Consider the following 20,152-nt stretch of genomic DNA (forward strand, 5'->3'; position numbering starts at 1 on the left):
GTTATACGATGCCTTGATCCATCATGGCGTCGGCGACCTTGAGGAACCCGCCGATGTTGGCACCGACGACGTAATTTCCGGGCGCATTGTAGCGCTCGGCAGTCACCTTGCAGGTTTTGTGGATATTCTTCATAATGATCTGCAGCCGAGCATCAACCTCTTCGCGCTGCCACGGCATGCGCATGCTGTTCTGCGCCATCTCCAGACCGGAAACCGCTACGCCGCCGGCGTTCGCCGCTTTTCCCGGACCATACAATATGCCCGCATCGAGGAAAATGCGGACGCCGTCGATATGCGTCGGCATGTTGGCGCCTTCGGCAACACAATAAACGCCGTTGCGCACCAGGTTTTGGGCATCGATCGCATTGATCTCGTTCTGTGTCGCACTGGGAAACGCGCAGTCTGCTTTATGGTTCCACAGCGGATTGTAGGGCAGGTTCGGATCCACAGGCGTGTACACAACGCCCGGATATTTTTCCGCATACTCTTTAATACGGCCGCGGCGGATGTTTTTCAGCTCTTTGACGAACTCTAACTTTTCGCGGTCGATGCCGGCTTCATCATAAATGTAACCGTCCGAATCCGAAAGTGTCACGGCCTTTCCGCCCATATCGAGAATCTTTTCCACCGTATATTGCGCGACGTTGCCGCTGCCGGAAACGAGGCACACCTTGCCTTCCAGCGTCTGACCGCGGGTGGCAAGCATTTCGGCGGCAAAATACACAGCACCGTAGCCTGTGGCTTCGGGACGAATCAGCGAACCGCCCCAGTTGATACCTTTTCCAGTGAGCACACCGGTGAAACAGTTCATCAGTTTCTTATACTGACCGAAAAGAAACCCGATTTCCCGCCCGCCGACGCCGATGTCGCCCGCCGGCACATCCGTATCTGCGCCGATGTGACGAAACAGCTCGTTCATGAAGGCTTGGCAAAAACGCATCACCTCTCCGTCGCTCTTGCCCTTGGGGTCGAAATCCGAACCTCCCTTGGCTCCGCCCATCGGCAGAGAGGTGAGGCTGTTCTTAAAGACCTGCTCAAAGGCGAGAAACTTGAGGATGCCGAGATTGACGGAAGGATGAAAACGTAGACCGCCTTTATAGGGACCGATCGCACTGTTCATTTGAACCCGATAACCGCGATTAATACGGATCTCGCCGCGGTCGTCGGTCCAGGGCACGCGGAACATAATGACGCGCTCCGGCTCGACAATGCGCTCCAGGATCTTTGCACGCCGATACTCCGGATGGCGCTCGTAAACCAGCACTACCGATTCCGCAACTTCCTGCACGGCCTGATGGAACTCGGGCTCGTTGGGGTTCTTAGCCTTGACTTCCGCCATAAAATCTTGGACGAATTGGCTCATCTTTTGACTCTCTCCTTATGATTGATTCTATTTTTCAGCCGTTTTTATCACTAGAAAAGCGATCTCTGCTCGTAAATGCGTAAAAAGAACACTAAAAGATCGCGCGATTTATCTTGGGATGCTTCGAAAAACCCTTGAATAAACAACGCGGTGAGACGCTTATATGATTAAAGGAAACTATCGGCAGGAAGTCAAAAAATCAATTCATCCTAATTATAGGTCATCTTGATATAAAAATCAATAACAATCTAGGGAAGAAATGCACTCTTGTCGAAACTTATTAAGGTTCGGAAACCCGTCTTGCAAAATAAAAATGACAAAATGATATTGAACAATATAGCTGATTTTCTACCGACATGCTTGTTAGGATCCGGAAGGAATTTGAAGCCGAATGCGCACAGCTGCCGGAAATATGTTCGGAAAAGGCTGATTCGGCCTCCGTAGCGGCCTTAGAGCAGTAAAAAAACAGATAGTTATCCCTGATAAATGTTTTTGTATTTCATTTTTTGGTAAAAAGCATACAATATTAGGCTTGCTGCTTGTATTTTACTAGTTGTCTCGTTTCGAGTTTTATCGTAAAACTTTATAAATATTGCTACGTTAAGTAAGGTGTATAAAGGAGGCAGGAGCATGAAAAAAGGCCACCGATCCAATTTTTTCCTTGCCGCATTGACGGCGTTGTTTTGGATTTCCGTACGGTCCGAAGCGACTCCAAAAACCTTCTGTAATCCGCTCAACTTGAACTACAGCTTTATGGTGGACGCAGTTGACGCCCGTGAGGCGGCCGATCCGGTGATGGTGTTATTCAAGGGCGACTATTATCTGTTCGCCTCGCGCTCCGGCGGTTATTGGACTTCGCCGGATCTGCATACCTGGCGGCTGATCGTGCCCAGCGGTCTCGATGTAGAATCCTACGCTCCGGCCGTTATTGCCATGCGGGACACGCTCTTTTATCTCCCCGGCGGCAGCGGTCAAATTTATAAGTCTGCCGATCCTAAATCCGGCCTTTGGCAGAAAGGACCGCTCATTAAGGGCTATGGTGACCCAGCCTTCTTTCTCGATGACGACGGCAGGCTCTATTTGAGCTACGGCGTTTCCAATGCTGCACCGATCAGCATCGTCGAGTTGGACCCCTTTACTTTTCGTGAAAAAGGCACTCCGGTCAACGTGGTCTATGCCGATGCCAAGCGGCGCGGCTGGGAAAGGCGCGGCGACGACAACCTCCTCGATGAGCAGCCCTGGATTGAAGGCTCGCAACTGATCAAGCACAACGGCAAGTATTATCTGCTTTATTCGGCTCCCGGCACCGAGTTCAAAACCTATGCGGACGGCATTTATACGGCTTCTTCGCCTTTAGGCCCATATCAGTACGCACCCTACAGCCCGTTTTCCTTCAAACCGACCGGCTTCATCACCGGCGCCGGTCACGGCTGGACGTTTCAAGACAAAAGCGGCCGATGGTGGCGCGTCGTGACCATGACTATCTCCGTCAAGCACATGTTCGAACGACGACTGGGGCTCTTTCCGGTCGATTTTGATGCGGACGGATTTATCCGCTGCAACACCGCCTTGGGCGACTATCCCCAATTTCTCCCTGGTCTCGAGAACCGACCGATCGACGACAATTGGAGCGGAATGCTGCTCCTTTCGCACAAGAAAAAAGTCCTGGCCTCCTCGTCGATCGAAGGTCATGGTCCCGAACTCGCCGTTGACGAAGAGGTGCGCACCTATTGGAGCGCCGCAACCGGCAACGCGGACGAATGGCTGCTGATCGACCTGGGCAAGATCTGCAGCATTGAAGCCGTTCAGGTCAATTTTGCCGAACATAATACTGTTCCCGAGCAGGTGCGCGGTCGCGACGTCTCTTTGTATCAACAGTATTTACTCGAATGGTCGGCGGACGGCGTGAATTGGGAGACCCTTGTCGACAAAAGCCGAAACACGGAAGATGTGCCCCACGACTATATCGAACTGCCGCAGCCGGTGCCGAGCCGATACGTCAGGCTAAAGAACGTCTTTGTCCCAGGCCGCGGCACCTTTGCGGTTCGCGATTTGCGCATTTTCGGCAACTCCCGACAGGCGGTCTTTACGCCCGTTGCCGAAGTCAAAGTTGAGCGCAACCCTGCCGACGGACGCGACGCGGTCATTCGCTGGTCGCCGGTTCCGGATGCGGACGGCTACCTCATCCGCTACGGCATTGCGCCAAATAAGCTGTACAACTCGTTCATTGTCTACGATGCAGACACCCTGGTCGTCCATTGCCTCAACCACGGAACAGAGTACTATTTTTCGGTTGAAGCTTTCGACGCCGGTGTCGATTATTACAAACCGGTCGGCGAGTTCCGCTCGCGGAAATCCGGCCGATGGAGTGACCCCGCTTCCTGGGCGCAATTCGACGGCGCCGCGTGGATATATCCCGCACCCAAGACTCCCGACCATACCGACGGCCCCGTAACGATCTCAAGAGGCGATACCCTGCTCGTTGATCAGAACGTGCGAATCGATGAACTGAGGGTGGAATCGGGCGGCATGCTGAGCATTGCCGATGGGGAAGAGCTAACCGTGGTAGACGATTTGGGGATTGATCTGGCTGTTGAAGGAACGGTGGTCAACCGCGGCGTGATCGTTGCCGAGCCGGCGGCGACGATCAGCTTTTACAACACCGGCCGCTATGAGCACATGCAGGGCGGCGGCGCCGTTCCTATAGCCGTCTGGCGGCCGAATTCGATTTGCCGCATCTCTGAGGTCGTGAATTCCGCGCCCGAAAATCTCCTGCAAAATTTTTTTCATTTTGTCTGGGACTGCCCCAATCAAACCGCCTCGGTTGAACTGGGATGGAACGGCAACACAGTCGGCGGCAATGTGATCATCAACCGTACCGGTATCGGAACTTTGCTGCTTTGTTCTCCTCGTGACGGGGGCAAAGCCGAGGTGACAATCGTCGGCGATTTGATCCAAACAGGAGGACAATTGGCAGCCTGCGAAAATAAGGACGGCGAGGTCCTGATTCACCACAAAGGAAACCTGCAGGTGACCGGCGGCATCTTTGCCGTCCAATGCGGCACCCCAGGCAGTGTCTCCGCGATCTGGAATCTCTACGGCAATGCCGAATTTCGTAATGCAACGGTGCAGAATTCCCAATCCCCGAAAGCGGCGCTGGTGTTTGTCAATCGCAGCGTCCCCCAAAGGTTGACGCACTCACAAGTGACCTTTAGCGACGGCGGTTTGCCGATCATCGTTGCCGAAGGAGCGGTTTTGGACTTGGGCGAAAGTGTCCTGCAGGGAAAAGGGTCCTTTCATCTTTGCGCCGGGGCGCTGCTGTTTACCGGCCATCCGCAGGGTGTGGACGGCTCGCTGGCCTGTACAGGCGAGATTCTCCTGGAGGAAGGCGCCGGTTACGGCTTTAACGGCGCCGTTGCGCAAGCCACCGGAGCACGAATGCCGGCGGTCGTTAAAGATCTCATCATTCGCAACGGCAAAGGTGTGACGCTTTCCCGATCGGTTCAGGTAAATGGGACTTTAGAGCTGGCGGCGGGGGCACTGCAGTTGGGTTCGAACCGCTTGGTTTACGGCGCCGAGGCTTCGTTGAAATACTCGGGAGAGTCGGCGCAGTTGACCAAAGACGCCGAGTTTCCGGAAACGAACGGACCCAAGCGGCTGATCATCGCCAACGCCAAAAAAGTGACGTTGCACGCGCCGAGAACCGTGGCACACCTTGAACTGCAAGGAAAATTAGAATTGGGACCGCATACGCTTACCGTCGGCTCGGCTGCCTCGGCAGACATCCGCTTTTATGCGGTAACATCTGAAGGCGGCATGCTCAAAGTGCAGGCGGTAGGATCCGAACCGGTTCTTTTCCCGATCGGTACAATCAGCTATGCGCCGGTCTGGATCAAGAACGATGGGAAAGTCGATGCAATCGCTGTCGGCGCTCTGCCGGACAATGATCCGGCGCCTTTTGGGGGACGCGTGCGGGTCAAATGGAACATCCTCGAGGAGGTTCCGGGCGGAGGCCATTATACTTTGCAGTTCGGCTGGACTTCACAGGAGAGCAACGAGTTTCGCAATGATCGCGCTCGATTCGCCCGAATCTTTTGCCTTACCGACACCACCGAAACGGGAAGCGGCGACTACATCATGCAGTTCGATACGCAGCCGTATTGGGTTGCCCGCGGCGGTATCACCCGACTCGGGCCCTTTGCCGTCGGCATGTTCCGTAAACCTGCCGAAGTAGAAATACCCGAATCCGGATTCCCGATGCATTTTATGCTCAGATGTCAACCCAATCCTTTCAACCCGGCGACGACCTTTCGTTATATGCTGCCTAAATCGGGTCAGGTCCAAATTGCCGTATACGATCTGTTGGGCAGGAAAACAGAAGTCTTGTTCGAAGGTCGACAGAATGCAGGAGAACATGCCCTCAAGTGGCAACCGGATCACCTGCCCTCGGGCGTCTATTTTTGCCGTTTGACCACAGATGAGCAGTCCATTATTCAAAAAGTTACGTTATTGCGCTGAACGAATAGGATATACCAAGCGATTTATTAGCGCGGTCAATAAAACCGTCCGAAGATCCTGTGCCAAACGCTTTGATAATTCCCAGAGGGAAAAGATGATAACCTTCTAAAGCTATTCATTGGAAAAGATGCAAACGTCGAGTTCCTTTTGAGTGTGGATAAAATTTGAGAGGAGGTGATCGAGGTAAAGCGGTCGAACAAAGTTAGCATCATTTAAATGGGTGAGGCGGTCGAGCGGGTGAGTTCGAAAAGCGTGAAAACGAGAGGAGTCGAAAAGAGGATTGAGTCATTCAACCAGGGAGGTTTCATGAGAGGCAAAATTTTGCTGCTTGTTCTGTTTGCGTTTTTGGCCGCCGCTACGCTGTTGCAGGCGCAGTCAAAGGGCACGATCGTCTTTGTAAGTTATCAAGTTGAGACCAAGATCGACCCGGTGACCAACGACTATCCCGACATGCCGCATATCAATGCGCTGAGGAATGCGGGGTACGACGTCATCATTTTTTATAATGCCGCGTTGTCGACCGCGGGACAGGAAACGTTGGACACTCTTTATAACGCCGATCTCATCGTCATGGGCCGGTCGACGCCCAGTCCGGGCTACGGAGATCACAAAGCCGCCTGGAACGAGATCACGACGCCCATCCTTAACATCGAGCTGTGGAATTGCCGCAGCAATCGGCTCAATTGGTTCAATACCAATAATATGGTGAGCATGACGGAAGAGGGGGTCATTCGCAATGCAATTATCGAAGAGCCCGACGACCCGGTGTTCGAGGGCATCGACACCTCAGGGCCTGTGCCATGGGTCAACGGTCCGATGGATGCGGTCGGCACCACCGATGCCGGTTACGGCATCTGCCTGGCGCGCCTGGAAACCGACGGCACCGTGCTGTTCGTCCGCTTTGAGCCGGATATCGAGTTCTACCCCGGCTCCATCGATGCGCCCGGCGGACCGCGTACGGTAATCGGCAACGGCCGCGACAACAGCGGCGGACCGCCGTTTAATTATTACAACTTTACCCCCGAATCGGAAAAAGTGTTCCTGGCCGAAGTCGCACGGATGGTTGCCATCGGCAAAGGCAGCCGCGTCACCAATAAAGAGATCTTTGCACCCAAAACAGCCCATCTGTCGCAAAACTATCCTAATCCATTCAACCCGACGACCACAATTCCGTTCAAACTCAACAAGAAAAGCCAGGTTAGGATGGTACTTGTCAATACGGCAGGAAAAGTCGTGGCCGAGCTGATAAATGGGATTTATGAAGCGGGCAATCATGAGATTACCTTCGATGCAAGTCATTTGCCGGCAGGCGTTTATTTCTATCGAATGGAAGCGGAAAACTTTAGCGCGACGCGGAAGATGATCTTGGTAAAGTAGCATAGAGCGCGATCCGGCGGCCGCACGCTGCCGGATCGCGATAATGCCCGCCTCCATAAAACTCTCCTATCCTTTGAGCTGTTTCTTTGTTCTCGCAAATAGGATTCTATAACTAAGCTCTATTCGAAAAATAAATCACGAGCGGAATTATGCGACAATTCTTCCATTCAGGTGCCCGAAGCATTACTTTAACAGCAGCATCTTTTTTATTTGCGAAGGCATGGGTGAATCGAGTGCTTGCGATGTAACGGCCAAGCGATAAAAATATACTCCGGAAGGAAGATGAGAAGCATCGAATACAATTTCATGTTGACCGGCAGTTTGGTATTCCTTTACCGGCACCGCCAAAATCCGGCCGTTATGGTCGTGCACGGTTAAAGAGACGAAACTATCCCGATCGAGCTCATAGGGAATAGTAGTGAGGGAATTGAACGGATTCGGAAAATTGGGCAATAGAAGAATCGACTTGGGCAAGCTCTGATTTTTTGAAGCCTCGGCAACGGGACTGCTGATACTAATATCGTCGAAAAAGAAAGCGGAGCGGTCTGAGCCGAACCCTACAGCACCGGCACGAAGCAAATCGGCATCTGTTTGCGAGAAAACCGACACACCGTCGAAATAAACCGTCAGGCGAGTACCGTCATTTACCAGGTAAATGCGATGAAACTGGTCGTCCGGTACTAGGTTAGCCGAGATAACTCCGTTAACGGTGCGTTTGCCGTTGCGAAAGGCATAAAGGCGCGACAAGGCGGCTCGTCCCTGCAGCAGATTATAGTTCTGCTCATCCTGAACCCCGAATAGAATTTTAAATTCAGCCGAGCGCGGATCCAATTCGGAGCAAACCAGCATCTCCAGCGCAAATGTCGTAAAAAGCGTATCGCGCACGAAACAAAATCCGTCCCACATCGCAGGCGTGCGGGTATCAGCGCTCAGATGGTATCTTAAATCTCCTTGATGAAATGTTGTGCTCCATAGATCTTCATGAATACGGCGATAGTTGCGTGCATCCCCGTAAAACGGATCGCCGCTGAAAATCGGATCGCTGATGCGCACGCTATCGACGGCGGTCAGAATAGCGCTGTCATTCATCTTTGCCGTGAGCTCTATTGGGTACATGCCCGGTGTTGTAAAATTGTAGGCAACAACCTCACCTTCGGCACGTACGTCGCCGATCCGCCAATGATACTCTTGAACAGTTCGTTCTTTCGGCGGTCTAGTTAACCGTCCGTCAAATTCGATAAGGCAAGGCAGCCAACCGACGGCGCTGCTTTTTTTAATATAGGCGCCGATCGGCGGCAGATTGAGCAAACGATCGATCTCCTCGGCAATCTGATAAGCCGGCATCTTGGCGACGACGTAAAAATGATCTTTATCGTCGTCCGTTCGCCACTCATTGCTGCCGTCCGGCTTTACATAACAATATCCTTGATCAACGACATCCCAAAAAGGTGCATAACCGCGTACGGCAATCCAAACCGCAGTCAAATCCCAAGAATAATGGCCGTGATAATAGGCAATATACGGATTACCGTCGAATGCCCAGGTACAATTGTAGAGCTGATAAGCGGCCTTGACCGGACTACCGGCGATAAATTCGTGGACATAACGACCGGTGAAAATCTCTTTGCCGATTTCCCAGCCGGTAAAAATGAGTCGGCATGGCCATGAATTGACTGCAAACACTGCATCATCCGAAAACATATAGGAGAGGTTATACTCTTTGCCTGCAGGGAAAACACCTCCCATGCATACCCACTCTTTGACTTTTTTCTTTACCAATTCGATGCCGTTCAGCTCGGAGTAATGATCGCCTCCGGAACGAAGGAGGGCGGCAATATTTGGTAAAAAGCCGACGGTAATGAGTGTTACCGAGCTGTCGGGTTGTTCTGCAAGGATTTTGCGATACAATTCGACCGGCAGCGGTATCTCTGCCTGAACCGCGTCGTTCGGGAAAGATTGGGCAATGACGGCCGCATATTGGCCGTTGTCGCCGCCGCCGCGCACGGCACCTATAGGCAGGTCAGGCCGGTGATAAAAAGTATTGATGACATCGACGGCCCGGCAGACCGCATTAGCAGGATGCGAAGTCATACAACCCAAAATCTCCACTTCGCCGTTGTCGGCCAATACATGCAATAAAGCAAGTGCCCCAACATCGTCGACATCGCCGTTCATGTCGGTGTCAAAGATTACTTTTGGAACCGACGCAAAAACTGCGGCCACGGTCCAGCAAATAAACCATAATGCCTTCATAGCACAGTCCCTCATAGGGTTAAAGAACTCTTTCAAACAAAGCAAAGACGTTTGCTGTTTGAATCCTTCTATGGTTTTAAATCGGCCATCGGCATTTCGGGAATCAGAAACGCCTACTTAAGAGTCGTCGTGCAGGCATCATTAATGGTCATGTGATGCTTTGATCTCCGAGCCCCACCGCTTTGTGAGTTCGGTTTCGGAGCAAATGCAGATATTCCCAACCGCCGAACAATAAAATCAGCGCAGCATAGAGTCTTTGCAATCCGACGGCTTGTTCATATCGGGTGTCATAGGAGATCAGCAGGACTATGGCGGCGATTAGGAATACCGCCCCCCAAACCAATTGTGCCGTACGATGAGCGCGCCATTTTAGACGGGCAACGAGTAACGTACCGGCAGCGGCGCCGAGCAGTCCGATGGCTGCTCCGGCCGCCACATCCGTCGGCCAATGCACACCGTCGACGATGCGCGCCCAGCCGACGACTGCGGCCAGCAACAAAGCCGCCGCTTTGGTCGGCACCTTTAGATAAGGCAATAAAACCCCAACGGTGCAAAAAATCGTTGCCGTATGACCGGAGGGAAACGATCGACGTCCCAACGCAGGGCCGATAATAGTCATTAGCGAGCGATCCAGGACAGCCGGAGGCCGCTGCACGCCGGTCCCAGATTTCAGTACAGTTACTATCAGCGTCACCAAGACTGCAGCCGTTAATGCGCTCCAAACAATTTGCGGATGACGGCGGAGCAACAAGATAAAAAAGACGGAAGCCACCAAGGTGTCGCCTAGAATGGTGAGGTTTGCCCAAAGAAAGGTGCCGGTGACGGCAGATACCCGATGCAGCAGCCAAAAAAGAGGAATATCGGCGTCCGCCAAACGAATGACCGCAGCCAGGGTCAACAACACTGCAGCACCGACGACATGCCATAAAAGCGTTTTTTTCACAATCCTCCCGAATTCTGTCTCGTTGTCATTTAATTACGAATTCTGAAAATGAATTGAGCCGGCACGATGCCGACCTTTCAGGGTCTTTTCCACTTTTAAGACCGAACGCTTTTGCAGACGCTCTTTGCAATGCAATGCATCAACAATCTCATCGAAAAATAATGGCGGCTTTCCTTCTCCACCTGATATATAAATCGACCGGGCGCATAACTTGTAACAACGATCCGGCGGCATTTCAGCAGCCTGCTGTTTCTACTCGGCGTTCTATTCGGAACTGATGCCTGGGTGCAAAACACGGTCTATATCGATGAACCAGCTAAAACTCGTTCAACCCGTACGGCAAAGGAAAACGTTTCAACAAAGTTCGGCATTCGTAAAAATAAAAGGTTTGCACCGGTATTCCGCCGCGCAGAATGACCAAAGAGTCGCTCAAAGTAATTGATCTAAAATAGTCGGCAAACGCCTTTTGTACATCGATGGGAAAGCGGGACGATGTGATCAGCACTCCGTCCTTGCCGCGCATGTCGAGTTTTGCATCCCAGAGAGCAAAACCGCGCGCATCATATGCATTAAAGCACATGACCGGCAGTTTACCTTTTACTGCCAAGTCAATCTCACCGCTTAGGAACCACTTGTGAGTAAACAAAAAGACATCGCGGTTTGCATACCGATCGATCAGTCGACGGCCGACCTGCGGCCAACCGACCATGTCGAGAGTGGCATCCATTCGGACGTCCTTTTCCGTGATCCAACCCCGTCGCGCCCACTTTTCCAAGTGCAGAATGCCGTAACGGGTGTGCAGGGCAGCCGTCAGCATCAAAAACGCAACAAATACAGCGGCTGCTTTCAGTAAACAAAGACGAACCCGGCTCTTTTCAAAGGAAAACCACTCTGCCAAGGGAATGAGCAAAACGATATAGCCGGGCAGAGTCCAGTGGGGCAAAATCGGCTTAAAGAAAGCGATGCCCAACATCAAGGATGTCGGCAGCACGCCGAATAACAGGAAAAAAAGCGGCCTTTTTCCTCCTTTTAAAGCGCTTTTGACAACATTCACAATAACGATCAGCATCGGGAAAAAGAGAAAAGGCGTCAGGTAACCGGCCTGTCCGCCCAAGGCCTGCAGAAACTTTTGCAGGGAGAAGGTGCCGCCGGCTGCGCGCGCCCCTTGAAAAGCAAAGCTGATGAAATCGTGCCGTACGTTCCAGACTATGACAGGCAAAAATGCGGCAAATGCCGTCAGCCCATACCAATAGACGCCGAGACGCAAAAATTCTCGGTGACAGCAAAGAATCAAGAACAAGGCGGCGCCGAGGCCCAACAGCGCGCCGTGATATTTGGAGAGCATGGCCAAGCCGGTTAGGACACCGGCCACGAGCCAGTTAATGAGCGTAAACTCCTCTCGAATGAAAATGCGATGAAAGAGCAATAAAGTCGCACACCAAAAAAAGAGCAGACCGGCATCGGGGAGAATCATGGTACCTGCCCCGATGAAAAAAAGCGGCGTGCTGTTCAACAACAGCAAAACGTAAAAAGCCCGCGATTCGTCCGTCAGTTGGAGTGCCAAGCGATAGAGCAGCAGGCTCGAAGCGGTAAAAAGCAGAACGGCGCCCAGACGAATGGTAAAAGGGGAAGCAAGGCCGGTCAAATAGGGAAAAAAGCCGGCTAAAAATCCTACAAAAGGCGGATGGTCGAAATAGCTGAGATCGGGGCGAATCGAATAGCTGTAGTAATAGGCTTCATCGAAACCGGCGCCCAAAAAAGCCGCCAATCCCAAACGTACGGCGAGCGAAACGAAAAGCACGATCCAAACCCTTTTCGGCAGGTTGAGTCGGGTTTGCCCGTAAGTGTAGTAATAATTGGCAACAAAGTTGAACACCATGCCGCAGCCTATGGCCAAAAGATTGGCGATCAAAAAAGGAATGCCCGCCCATTCTTTGAAAAGGAGCAGCATGGTCATGGTGATAAAGATCGAACTAAAGGCAGTCGATGCGTTGTAGCGCAAAAGCCGGCTTAAAAAGCTGCCGCGCCGTCGATCCGACCAGGTCCAACGATCATTCAGTAAAAAATTGGTGATGATCGAGGTTTCGATGGCAATAAACGAGCAGAGATAAAAGGGAAGTTTGGTCTTTGTCGCCAACAGCCACAGTAGGCCGCTGTTGACGAAAACGCCGGAGATTCCGACGGCCCCGAATTTTAACAGACGAAGAAACTCAAACGGCAACTTGAAAAACTGCATTCGCCTCCCGAGCAAAGTCAAAATTAATTCGACAATAAAAAGCCCATATCATCTTTACGGATATGAACGCCGTGTCTTTAACAAAACCCGCTTCGACTCATTTTTTCATCTTTGTTCGACAGCCCCCCAAACACGGCAAGAATGACTAGAAAAATCTTCTTCCATTGCCTGCAGCAAAATGAACGAAAATTAAAGTCTATGACCAGGTTGGCCGATCCGCATTTTTCCGGCTTTTGCAAGTTTCTTGGTCAATTTTTGAAAAATATTGCTAAATTCCAATACCCAACCGCGGGTTAGAAACATTTTCCCTACTTTAGCCGTTGCTTTTGCCGGACCCACAATCGCACGGAGGTTGAACATGAAAATTCGGTTTTTCGCTGTCGCCCTGGTCATATTTCCATTTCTCATCAACGCCCAAGAGAAAGGCTTGAAGGATTACTTTCAAAACGATTTTCTGATCGGCACCGCTCCCGGCTTTAATTTTGAAAAAAATGAGAACCTCGTTGCGCTGATAAAAAAGCATTTTAACGTGCTGACGCCGGAAAATCAAATGAAATGGGAACCGATCCATCCGCAGCCCGACCGCTGGGAGTTTGCCGCTGCCGATACATTGGTCAACTTTGCCCAACGGCACGGCATGAAGGTCATCGGCCATACGCTGGTTTGGCATTCGCAGACGCCGAGATGGGTTTTCCAACACCCCGACGGCACTCCCCTGAGTCGCGATGAGCTCTTGGCGCGCATGCAGGAACACATTACCACAGTTATGACGCGCTATAAAGGCAAAATCCACGGCTGGGATGTGGTTAACGAGGCAATCATGGACCCGTCTGACGGCGATGAGATTCTACGCAACAGTCCCTATAAAAAAATCATCGGCGAGGATTATCTTGAATACGCTTTCCGCTTTGCCAAAGCGGCCGATCCCGGCGCGGAGCTCTATTATAACGACTATTCAATGGCTGACCCGAAAAAAAGGGAAAAAGCGCTGATTCTCCTGAAAGGCCTGCTCGACAAGGGTGTTCCGATCGACGCCGTCGGCATGCAGGGACATTGGAGCATTTACGATCCGCCGATTGAAGAGATTGAAAAGAGCATCCTCGCCTATCACGGTTTGGGCTTAAAAGTGATGATCACCGAGCTCGACTTGAGTCTCTATAAATTCGAAGACCGTCGCAAACTGTACGAAGAAAGTATCCCCGATTCGATTCTGCAGCTGCAGGCCAAGCGCTACGGCGAGATCTTTTCACTCTTTAAAAAACACAGCGATAAAATCACGCGCGTAACTTTTTGGGGTGTAACGGACCGTTACTCGTGGCTGAACGGTTTTCCGGTCCCCAACCGCCGCAATGCGCCGCTGTTGTTTGACCGCGACTATAAGCCTAAACCGGCGTTGGATGCCATTATACGTGTTGCCCAAGGGCAATAGTCAGTCCATACCGAAAGAGGAGGACTTGGTGAAGGTCTTTAAGTGTCTTTTATCCCTTTTTATTGTTTTGTATGGAGCTTCTCTTGCTGCATCGCGAAAACCGGCTCCGCAGCCGCGCTTAATCACCGTTGATGCCCAAAAAATATTGGGCCCGAGGTCTCTCGCCGGCAACCTTTGCGTCGGAGCCGGTCGCGCGGCAGAAGGGCTGCGCGCCGATTGGCAGGCTCAGCTCATCGAGACCAAACGAGCCTGCGGCTTTCGCTATCTCCGCATGCACGGCCTGCTGCACGACGACATGGGCGTCTATTCCGAGGATGCCCACGGCAATCCTGTCTACAACTGGCAGTATATAGACAAATTATACGATTTTCTGCTTTCGATCGGCATTCGACCCTTTGTGGAGCTTTCCTTTATGCCGCGGGATTTGGCCGATTGGGATCACCCCGGCCTCAATACCGTCTTTTGGTGGAACGGCATCATCAAACCGCCCAAATCTTATGAACGGTGGGCCGAACTAATACGCCAGCTTACGCTGCACTTTACCGAACGCTACGGCGAGGATGAGGTCGCTCAATGGTACTTTGAGGTGTGGAACGAGCCGAACCTGAACTTTTTCTGGGCGGGCACGCAGGAAGAGTACTTTCGTCTATATCGCGTTACGGCCGAGGCGGTCAAATCGGTTTCGCCGCGTTATCGCGTCGGGGGGCCGGCTACGGCGGGCAACGGCTGGGTCCGCGAGATGATCGATTTCTGTACGTCGCAAAACGTGCCGCTCGATTTTATCTCCACCCACGACTATGGCGTCCGCGAAGGCTTTTTCGACGATACGGGATTTCGCGGCACGGTGCTCGATCCCGATCCGAATGCCGTCAAGGGCAACATGATCCGCACGCGGGCAATCATTGCCGCTTCGCCGCGACCCGACTTGGAGCTGCACTACACCGAATGGAGTTCGTCCTATACGCCGACGGACTATTACCACGACACCTACCAGCAGGCGGCCTATATTCTTGATAAAGTCAAGGGAGCGGAACGCGCCGTCACCTCGATGTCGTATTGGGTGTTTACCGATATTTTCGAAGAATCGTCGCCGCCCAAACGGCCGTTTCACGGCGGCTTCGGCCTGCTCAATCTTCAGGGGCGCAAAAAGCCGGCCTTTTTCGCTTTCGAATTTTTAAATCGCTTGGGCGACATTGAGCTCGTCAACAGCGACGATCGTTCTTGGGCATGCAAGGACAGTCAAGGCAACGTGCAGGTGCTGTTTTGGGATTTTCGCATCATGCCCAATCCCGATTCGACAAACAATCAAGCTTTTTACAAACGGGTGCATCCGGCGGCGGATTTGCCTCCCTGCCGACTCTTATTCACGAACCTACAGGCGGGGCGTTACGCTCTCGAAATCCGACGCGTCGGCTATCGCATAAACGACGTCTTTACCGCATATTTGGAAATGGGCGCCCCGGACCAGTTGAGCCGCGCTCAAGAAAAGGCGCTGCACGCCTGCTGCAGCGGCGCGCCGGAACAGTGCCGAATCGTTTCGATTGCCGAAGACGGCAAATATGCGCTCGACCTGACCATGCGCGAAAACGATGTGGTTCTGCTGACTCTGACAAGGCTCTAAATTTCAGCCGAAAGATTAATGGAATACTTGCCGGCACTATTCAATGAATACCGGAGGATAAAATATGAAGCAATTTCGCAGACTTTTACCTCTTTTTTTGATAGCCTCATCTTTATCGGCACAGTTTCCCATGTTTAAAGCGCCGACCGAAGAGATTAAGCGCAAATGGCTTGATTTGCCTTACGCCTCGCTTTCCGAAGCGCAAAAGCTGGATATCTATCTGCCGGATGAAGGCGACGGGCCTTTTCCGGTGATCCTCGCTATTCACGGCGGCGCCTTTCTCGGCGGCGACAAAGCCGACGGCCAGCTGACGCCGATGCTCGAAGGTCTCCGCCGCGGCTATGCAGTAGTATCGATCAATCATCGCCTAAGCAGCGAGGCGACTTTTCCGGCCGCAGTTCACGACGTCAAAGCGGCCGTTCGTTGGCTGCGCGCACACGCGGAAGAGTATAAATTGGACGGTACCCGCATTGTCGCTTGGGGACCTTCTGCCGGCGGATATTTGGCGGCCATGGCCGGCGTTACCTGCGGCGTTGCGGAATTGGAAGATCTTTCCCTCGGCAACGCAGACTATTCAAGCTGTGTTCAAGCTGTGGTCGACTGGTTCGGCCCGATCAATTTTCTGACAATGGATGAACAGTTCCGAAAAAGCGGCAAAGGCCGCCCGAATCACGGTGAGGCCGATTCGCCCGCATCCCTTTTTATGGGCCGCCGAATAACCGAAATACCTGAAAAGGTTGCAGCCTCAAATCCGGAATCCTACCTTTCGGTCGACGACCCGCCGATCCTTATTATGCACGGAACGGATGACCCGGTAGTGCCCGTCGAACAGTCTATCGAATTTGCTGAAAAGCTGGGGCGTATCATCGGTTCGGAAAAATGTCGCCTCATCCTTCTTTCAGGTGCCGGTCACGGCGGGCCGCAGTTTTCTTCACCGGAGACTTTGAATCAGGTTTTTGAATTTATCGATCGCGTCCTGAAGGACTGAACCGCGACCATCATGAGACAAATCAACTTTCTTCTGTTTTTCACGGTCGTTTTCAGCATTTACGGCCTGTTGAACTTTTACATCTTTGTTCGGGGGCGCCAAGCGTTGACGGCTCACCCGACGCTGTCAACCGTTTTCACCGTGCTTTTTCTTTTCCTGGCGCTCTCCTATTTGATCGGCCGCCTCCTCGAAAGAATTTGGCTTTCCCGCATTTCGGATTTTCTTGTCTTTGTCGGATCCTTTTGGTTGGCGGCCTTTCTCTATCTGTTTTTGATCGTCCTCTTTATCGATTTATTGCGCCTCGTTAATCATTTTCTGCCGTTCTTTCATTATTTGGCTGCGGATTCCGAACGGCTGAAATTTACGGCATTTACAGCCGGCATTTCTGTGGTTTTCTTGATTCTGCTTGCAGGTTATGTGAACGCCTGCAGGGTTCAAGTCCGGCGCCTGGAAATCAAGATCGACAAACCGTGCGAGACAAAAGAGCTCAAGATCGCCGCGGCTTCCGACGTGCACCTCGGCACAATTGTCGGGCGGCGCCGCTTTTGTCGCATCGTCAATAAAATCAACTCGCTGTCGCCGGACTTGATCCTCTTTCCCGGCGATCTGATCGACGAAGACATTGCGCCGGTGGTGCGCGAGAATCTGGGCGAGGCATTGCGCTCCCTCAAAGCGGCTTACGGCATTTATGCAGTGACCGGAAATCACGAGTTCATCGGCGGCGTCGAGAGGGCAGTGGGCTATTTGCAGGAGCACGGCGTCAGAGTGCTTCGCGACGAGAGCGTGCTCCTCCCCAACGGCCTTTATCTGGTGGGCAGAGATGATCGGGTGAAAAAAGCCTTTACCGGCGTCGATCGTAAAAGTCTGCGCGAGCTTATGCAGTCGGTCGATCCCGGCAAGCCGATTCTGCTCTTGGACCACCAGCCGTTCGAGCTGCACGAAGCAGCCGAGCAGGGTGTGGATCTGCAGCTTTCCGGTCATACCCACAATGGTCAGTTGTGGCCGCTGGACCTTATCACGCGGGCAACCTACGAGCAGAGCTGGGGTTATCTCAAAAAAGGACATACGCAATATTATATTTCCTGCGGCGTCGGTACCTGGGGACCGCCGATTCGCCTCGGCAGTCGACCGGAGATCGTCGAGCTTGGACTGCGGTTCAACCCGAAAGAAGAATAACATTTTTACGATCGATATTTTAAACTGTATGAAAACTGGGGATAACGCCTAAACCTCCCTCAGGCAATGTCGTTGCCTCTGCAGGCATCGAATCAAACATAAATTCATCACCCTTACCGCCTCTCTAGACCTCTATGCCGAGAGAGCAGACTATTGATTGCGCTTATCTCTTTGACTTTATAGAAGGAAAAGAGGAGGCGCAGGACTTTTCAAATTGCCTTCCAAGCCGTCGAAAAACTGCGGTCAGAGATAATTAAAGCACTACGGATTGTCGTAAAAGAAACCGGCACGAGTCGACCTATAAAGCCTTTCTTCCGATCCCTTGGATTATACTGTGTGAATAAGCTCATTAAGGCCCACCCAATAGATTCAGAACAGCCCGAAAAAAGATATTGACAAAAACACTAAAAATCATTAAAGTATAATACGTTCTTAATCGTTTTCGACAATAATTAAGTTAAGGCAGCACACCAACAAGTCTCTTCATAAAAAAACGGAGGCCATCATGAAGCACCTATTTTTACTAATTTTTCTCGCAGCGGCGGGTACACTTTTCGCCTATCGTACACCCGATCGCGTTATTCAGGTCTACAAAGCTCCGGCTACACCCGTCATCGACGGCGAAGAGGACGAAGCCTGGAAAGACGCGCAGGCCTTTGCCGTCACGCAGGCCGACCCCAGCACCGGCTTCAGCGAAATTGAATCAGGCGAGGATTACGCCGCGTGGTTCAAGGTCATGTGGGACGAAAACAATCTTTACTTCTTTGTCTATGTCATGGATGATGTTCTCTTTGCCGACGGGACGGGAGATAATGATAAAGTGGAGTTCTTTTTCGATGCAGACGCCAGCGGCGGGGTGACGAAAGAAGAATACGATGCCCTGTACGCCGGTCAGTACGGACCGGCCGGAGGCTGGTGGTTTGTTCAACACGCTGACCAAGTTTATACTTATGACGAAAACACCTCTCAGTGGGTCTACCAAATCGACAGCGAAGCCATCGAAACCGGTACACAAGGCCCCGGCCTCTCCTGGGGACAGAACCGTTTCCCGACGGACGGCATTTTGGCAGCGAAAAAAATCCCAGGCACTGAAGACGGATATACCATGGAATTCGCTTTTCCGTGGTCTAGTTTGAAAGCCGAGGGCCCCTTTGAAGCCGGCAAAGAGATCGGTTTCAACGTTCAGGTCAATGACTTTGACGTCGAAAAACAGCGCGCCTTTTTCAACTGGATCATGGACTATCCGAATGCCAACTGGTGCGATCCGACGGTTTTCGGTAAATTGGTCTTGAATGCCAAAGCGCCTGCCAATGAATACGTACTGCCGACACCGCGCGCCGGTGTAAAACCGACCATCGACGCCCAAATGGATGAAATTTGGCAGTATGCCATGCCGCGCGCCGTGGTGATCGGAGATCCGAATACGGAATTCTGGCCATTGGAATCCTTTGCCGATTATTTCGGAACTTTCCGCACCTTATGGGATGCCGACGGACTCTATTTTTTCTTTACGGTCTATGACGATATTCTTTTCCAGGATGCAACGGGCGATAACGACAAGGTCGAACTCTTTTTTGATGCCGATGCATCGGGCGGTGTAACGCAGGAAGAGTACAACGAGCTGTACGCCGCAGAGTACGGACCCGCCGGCGGCTGGTGGTTCATGCAGCATGCCGACCATGTCTACACCTACGACGAAAACACTTCGCAATGGGTCTATCAAATCGACAGCCAGGCCATGGAAACCGGTACGCAGGGACCCGGACTGAGTTGGGGCCAAAATCGCTTCCCCACGGAGGGCATCCAGGCGGCGGTCGCAATCGCCGGAACTGAAGACGGATACTCGATGGAGATGTTCTTCCCCTGGACTTCGCTAAAAGCCGTTGCGCCTTTTAAGGTCGATGATCAGGTCGGTTTGAATATCCAGATCAATGACTTTGATGAGGAAAAGCAGCGCGCGTTTTACGACTGGCGAATGATTTGGTCCAATGCATCCTGGTGCGACCCGACCAATTTCGGCATAATGGCGCTGTCTTCCATGACCTTGCTGGAAGAAAGCAGCTCAGTCGCCGCAAATCCGTCTGCAAAACCGGAAGCCTTTACGTTGGCGCAAAACTATCCCAACCCGTTCAATCCTTCGACCACAATCGAATTTTCGCTGCCGGTGCAAATGCAGGTTAAACTGGCGGTTTACAATGTAAAGGGAGAAAAGGTTGCTGAATTGGTGAACAGCATTTTGCCTGCCGGT

At 52.1% G+C, this 20,152-nt stretch carries 11 protein-coding genes; 7 read left to right on the top strand and 4 right to left on the bottom strand.

Features of this window, described 5'->3' with window-relative positions; translation table 11 throughout:
- Position 1 precedes the first annotated feature (1 nt).
- Positions 2-1,363 (bottom strand): NADP-specific glutamate dehydrogenase, encoded by a 1,362-nt coding sequence (gdhA, locus tag ONB24_08115; GenBank protein MDZ7316073.1) that lies wholly within the window; start codon positions 1,361-1,363, stop codon positions 2-4.
- 630 nt (positions 1,364-1,993) lie between these two features.
- Between gdhA and ONB24_08120 the strand changes: the two genes are divergently transcribed.
- Positions 1,994-5,881: a family 43 glycosylhydrolase gene (locus ONB24_08120; protein MDZ7316074.1), complete on the top strand. Its 3,888-nt coding sequence runs from the start codon at positions 1,994-1,996 to the stop codon at positions 5,879-5,881.
- Between the two features lie 306 nt (positions 5,882-6,187).
- Entirely contained in the window at positions 6,188-7,258 is a 1,071-nt protein-coding gene (locus ONB24_08125; protein MDZ7316075.1) for a T9SS type A sorting domain-containing protein, read from the top strand.
- A gap of 183 nt (positions 7,259-7,441) precedes the next feature.
- Here ONB24_08125 and ONB24_08130 read toward each other — a convergent pair whose 3' ends face one another.
- From ONB24_08130 to ONB24_08140, 3 genes are all read right to left on the bottom strand, one after another.
- The gene (locus tag ONB24_08130; GenBank protein MDZ7316076.1) at positions 7,442-9,511 is read right to left on the bottom strand and encodes a nucleoside hydrolase; all 2,070 of its coding nucleotides are present in this window, start codon (positions 9,509-9,511) and stop codon (positions 7,442-7,444) included.
- A gap of 148 nt (positions 9,512-9,659) precedes the next feature.
- Positions 9,660-10,454, bottom strand: coding sequence for a phosphatase PAP2 family protein (locus tag ONB24_08135; protein MDZ7316077.1), 795 nt, complete (start codon positions 10,452-10,454; stop codon positions 9,660-9,662).
- A gap of 316 nt (positions 10,455-10,770) precedes the next feature.
- A complete protein-coding gene (locus ONB24_08140; protein ID MDZ7316078.1) occupies positions 10,771-12,690 on the bottom strand; it encodes a GtrA family protein in 1,920 nt (639 codons plus the stop codon).
- Between the two features lie 358 nt (positions 12,691-13,048).
- Between ONB24_08140 and ONB24_08145 the strand changes: the two genes are divergently transcribed.
- The 5 genes from ONB24_08145 to ONB24_08165 all read left to right on the top strand — a co-directional run.
- Complete coding sequence (locus ONB24_08145; protein ID MDZ7316079.1) at positions 13,049-14,119, top strand: endo-1,4-beta-xylanase; 1,071 nt, start codon at positions 13,049-13,051, stop codon at positions 14,117-14,119.
- Positions 14,120-14,147: 28 nt separating this feature from the next.
- Positions 14,148-15,740, top strand: coding sequence for a glycoside hydrolase (locus tag ONB24_08150; protein MDZ7316080.1), 1,593 nt, complete (start codon positions 14,148-14,150; stop codon positions 15,738-15,740).
- Between the two features lie 64 nt (positions 15,741-15,804).
- Positions 15,805-16,728 (top strand): alpha/beta hydrolase, encoded by a 924-nt coding sequence (locus tag ONB24_08155; GenBank protein MDZ7316081.1) that lies wholly within the window; start codon positions 15,805-15,807, stop codon positions 16,726-16,728.
- Positions 16,729-16,740: 12 nt separating this feature from the next.
- The gene (locus ONB24_08160; protein MDZ7316082.1) at positions 16,741-17,904 is read left to right on the top strand and encodes a metallophosphoesterase; all 1,164 of its coding nucleotides are present in this window, start codon (positions 16,741-16,743) and stop codon (positions 17,902-17,904) included.
- 505 nt (positions 17,905-18,409) lie between these two features.
- Positions 18,410-20,152 (top strand): hypothetical protein (locus ONB24_08165; GenBank protein ID MDZ7316083.1); only part of this gene is annotated, 1,743 nt, incomplete at its 3' end.

Source organism: candidate division KSB1 bacterium (assembly GCA_034505495.1).
In the GTDB taxonomy this organism is placed as follows: Bacteria; Zhuqueibacterota; Zhuqueibacteria; order Residuimicrobiales; family Krinioviventaceae; genus Fontimicrobium_A.

Bases quoted from the DNA above. Each gene is read 5' to 3' on its own strand.
- gdhA (MDZ7316073.1), bottom strand. From the start codon at position 1,363: ATGAGCCAATTCGTCCAAGATTTTATGGCGGAAGTCAAGGCTAAGAAC.
- ONB24_08120 (MDZ7316074.1), top strand. From the start codon at position 1,994: ATGAAAAAAGGCCACCGATCCAATTTTTTCCTTGCCGCATTGACGGCG.
- ONB24_08125 (MDZ7316075.1), top strand. From the start codon at position 6,188: ATGAGAGGCAAAATTTTGCTGCTTGTTCTGTTTGCGTTTTTGGCCGCC.
- ONB24_08130 (MDZ7316076.1), bottom strand. From the start codon at position 9,511: ATGAAGGCATTATGGTTTATTTGCTGGACCGTGGCCGCAGTTTTTGCG.
- ONB24_08140 (MDZ7316078.1), bottom strand. From the start codon at position 12,690: ATGCAGTTTTTCAAGTTGCCGTTTGAGTTTCTTCGTCTGTTAAAATTC.
- ONB24_08145 (MDZ7316079.1), top strand. From the start codon at position 13,049: ATGAAAATTCGGTTTTTCGCTGTCGCCCTGGTCATATTTCCATTTCTC.
- ONB24_08155 (MDZ7316081.1), top strand. From the start codon at position 15,805: ATGAAGCAATTTCGCAGACTTTTACCTCTTTTTTTGATAGCCTCATCT.
- ONB24_08160 (MDZ7316082.1), top strand. From the start codon at position 16,741: ATGAGACAAATCAACTTTCTTCTGTTTTTCACGGTCGTTTTCAGCATT.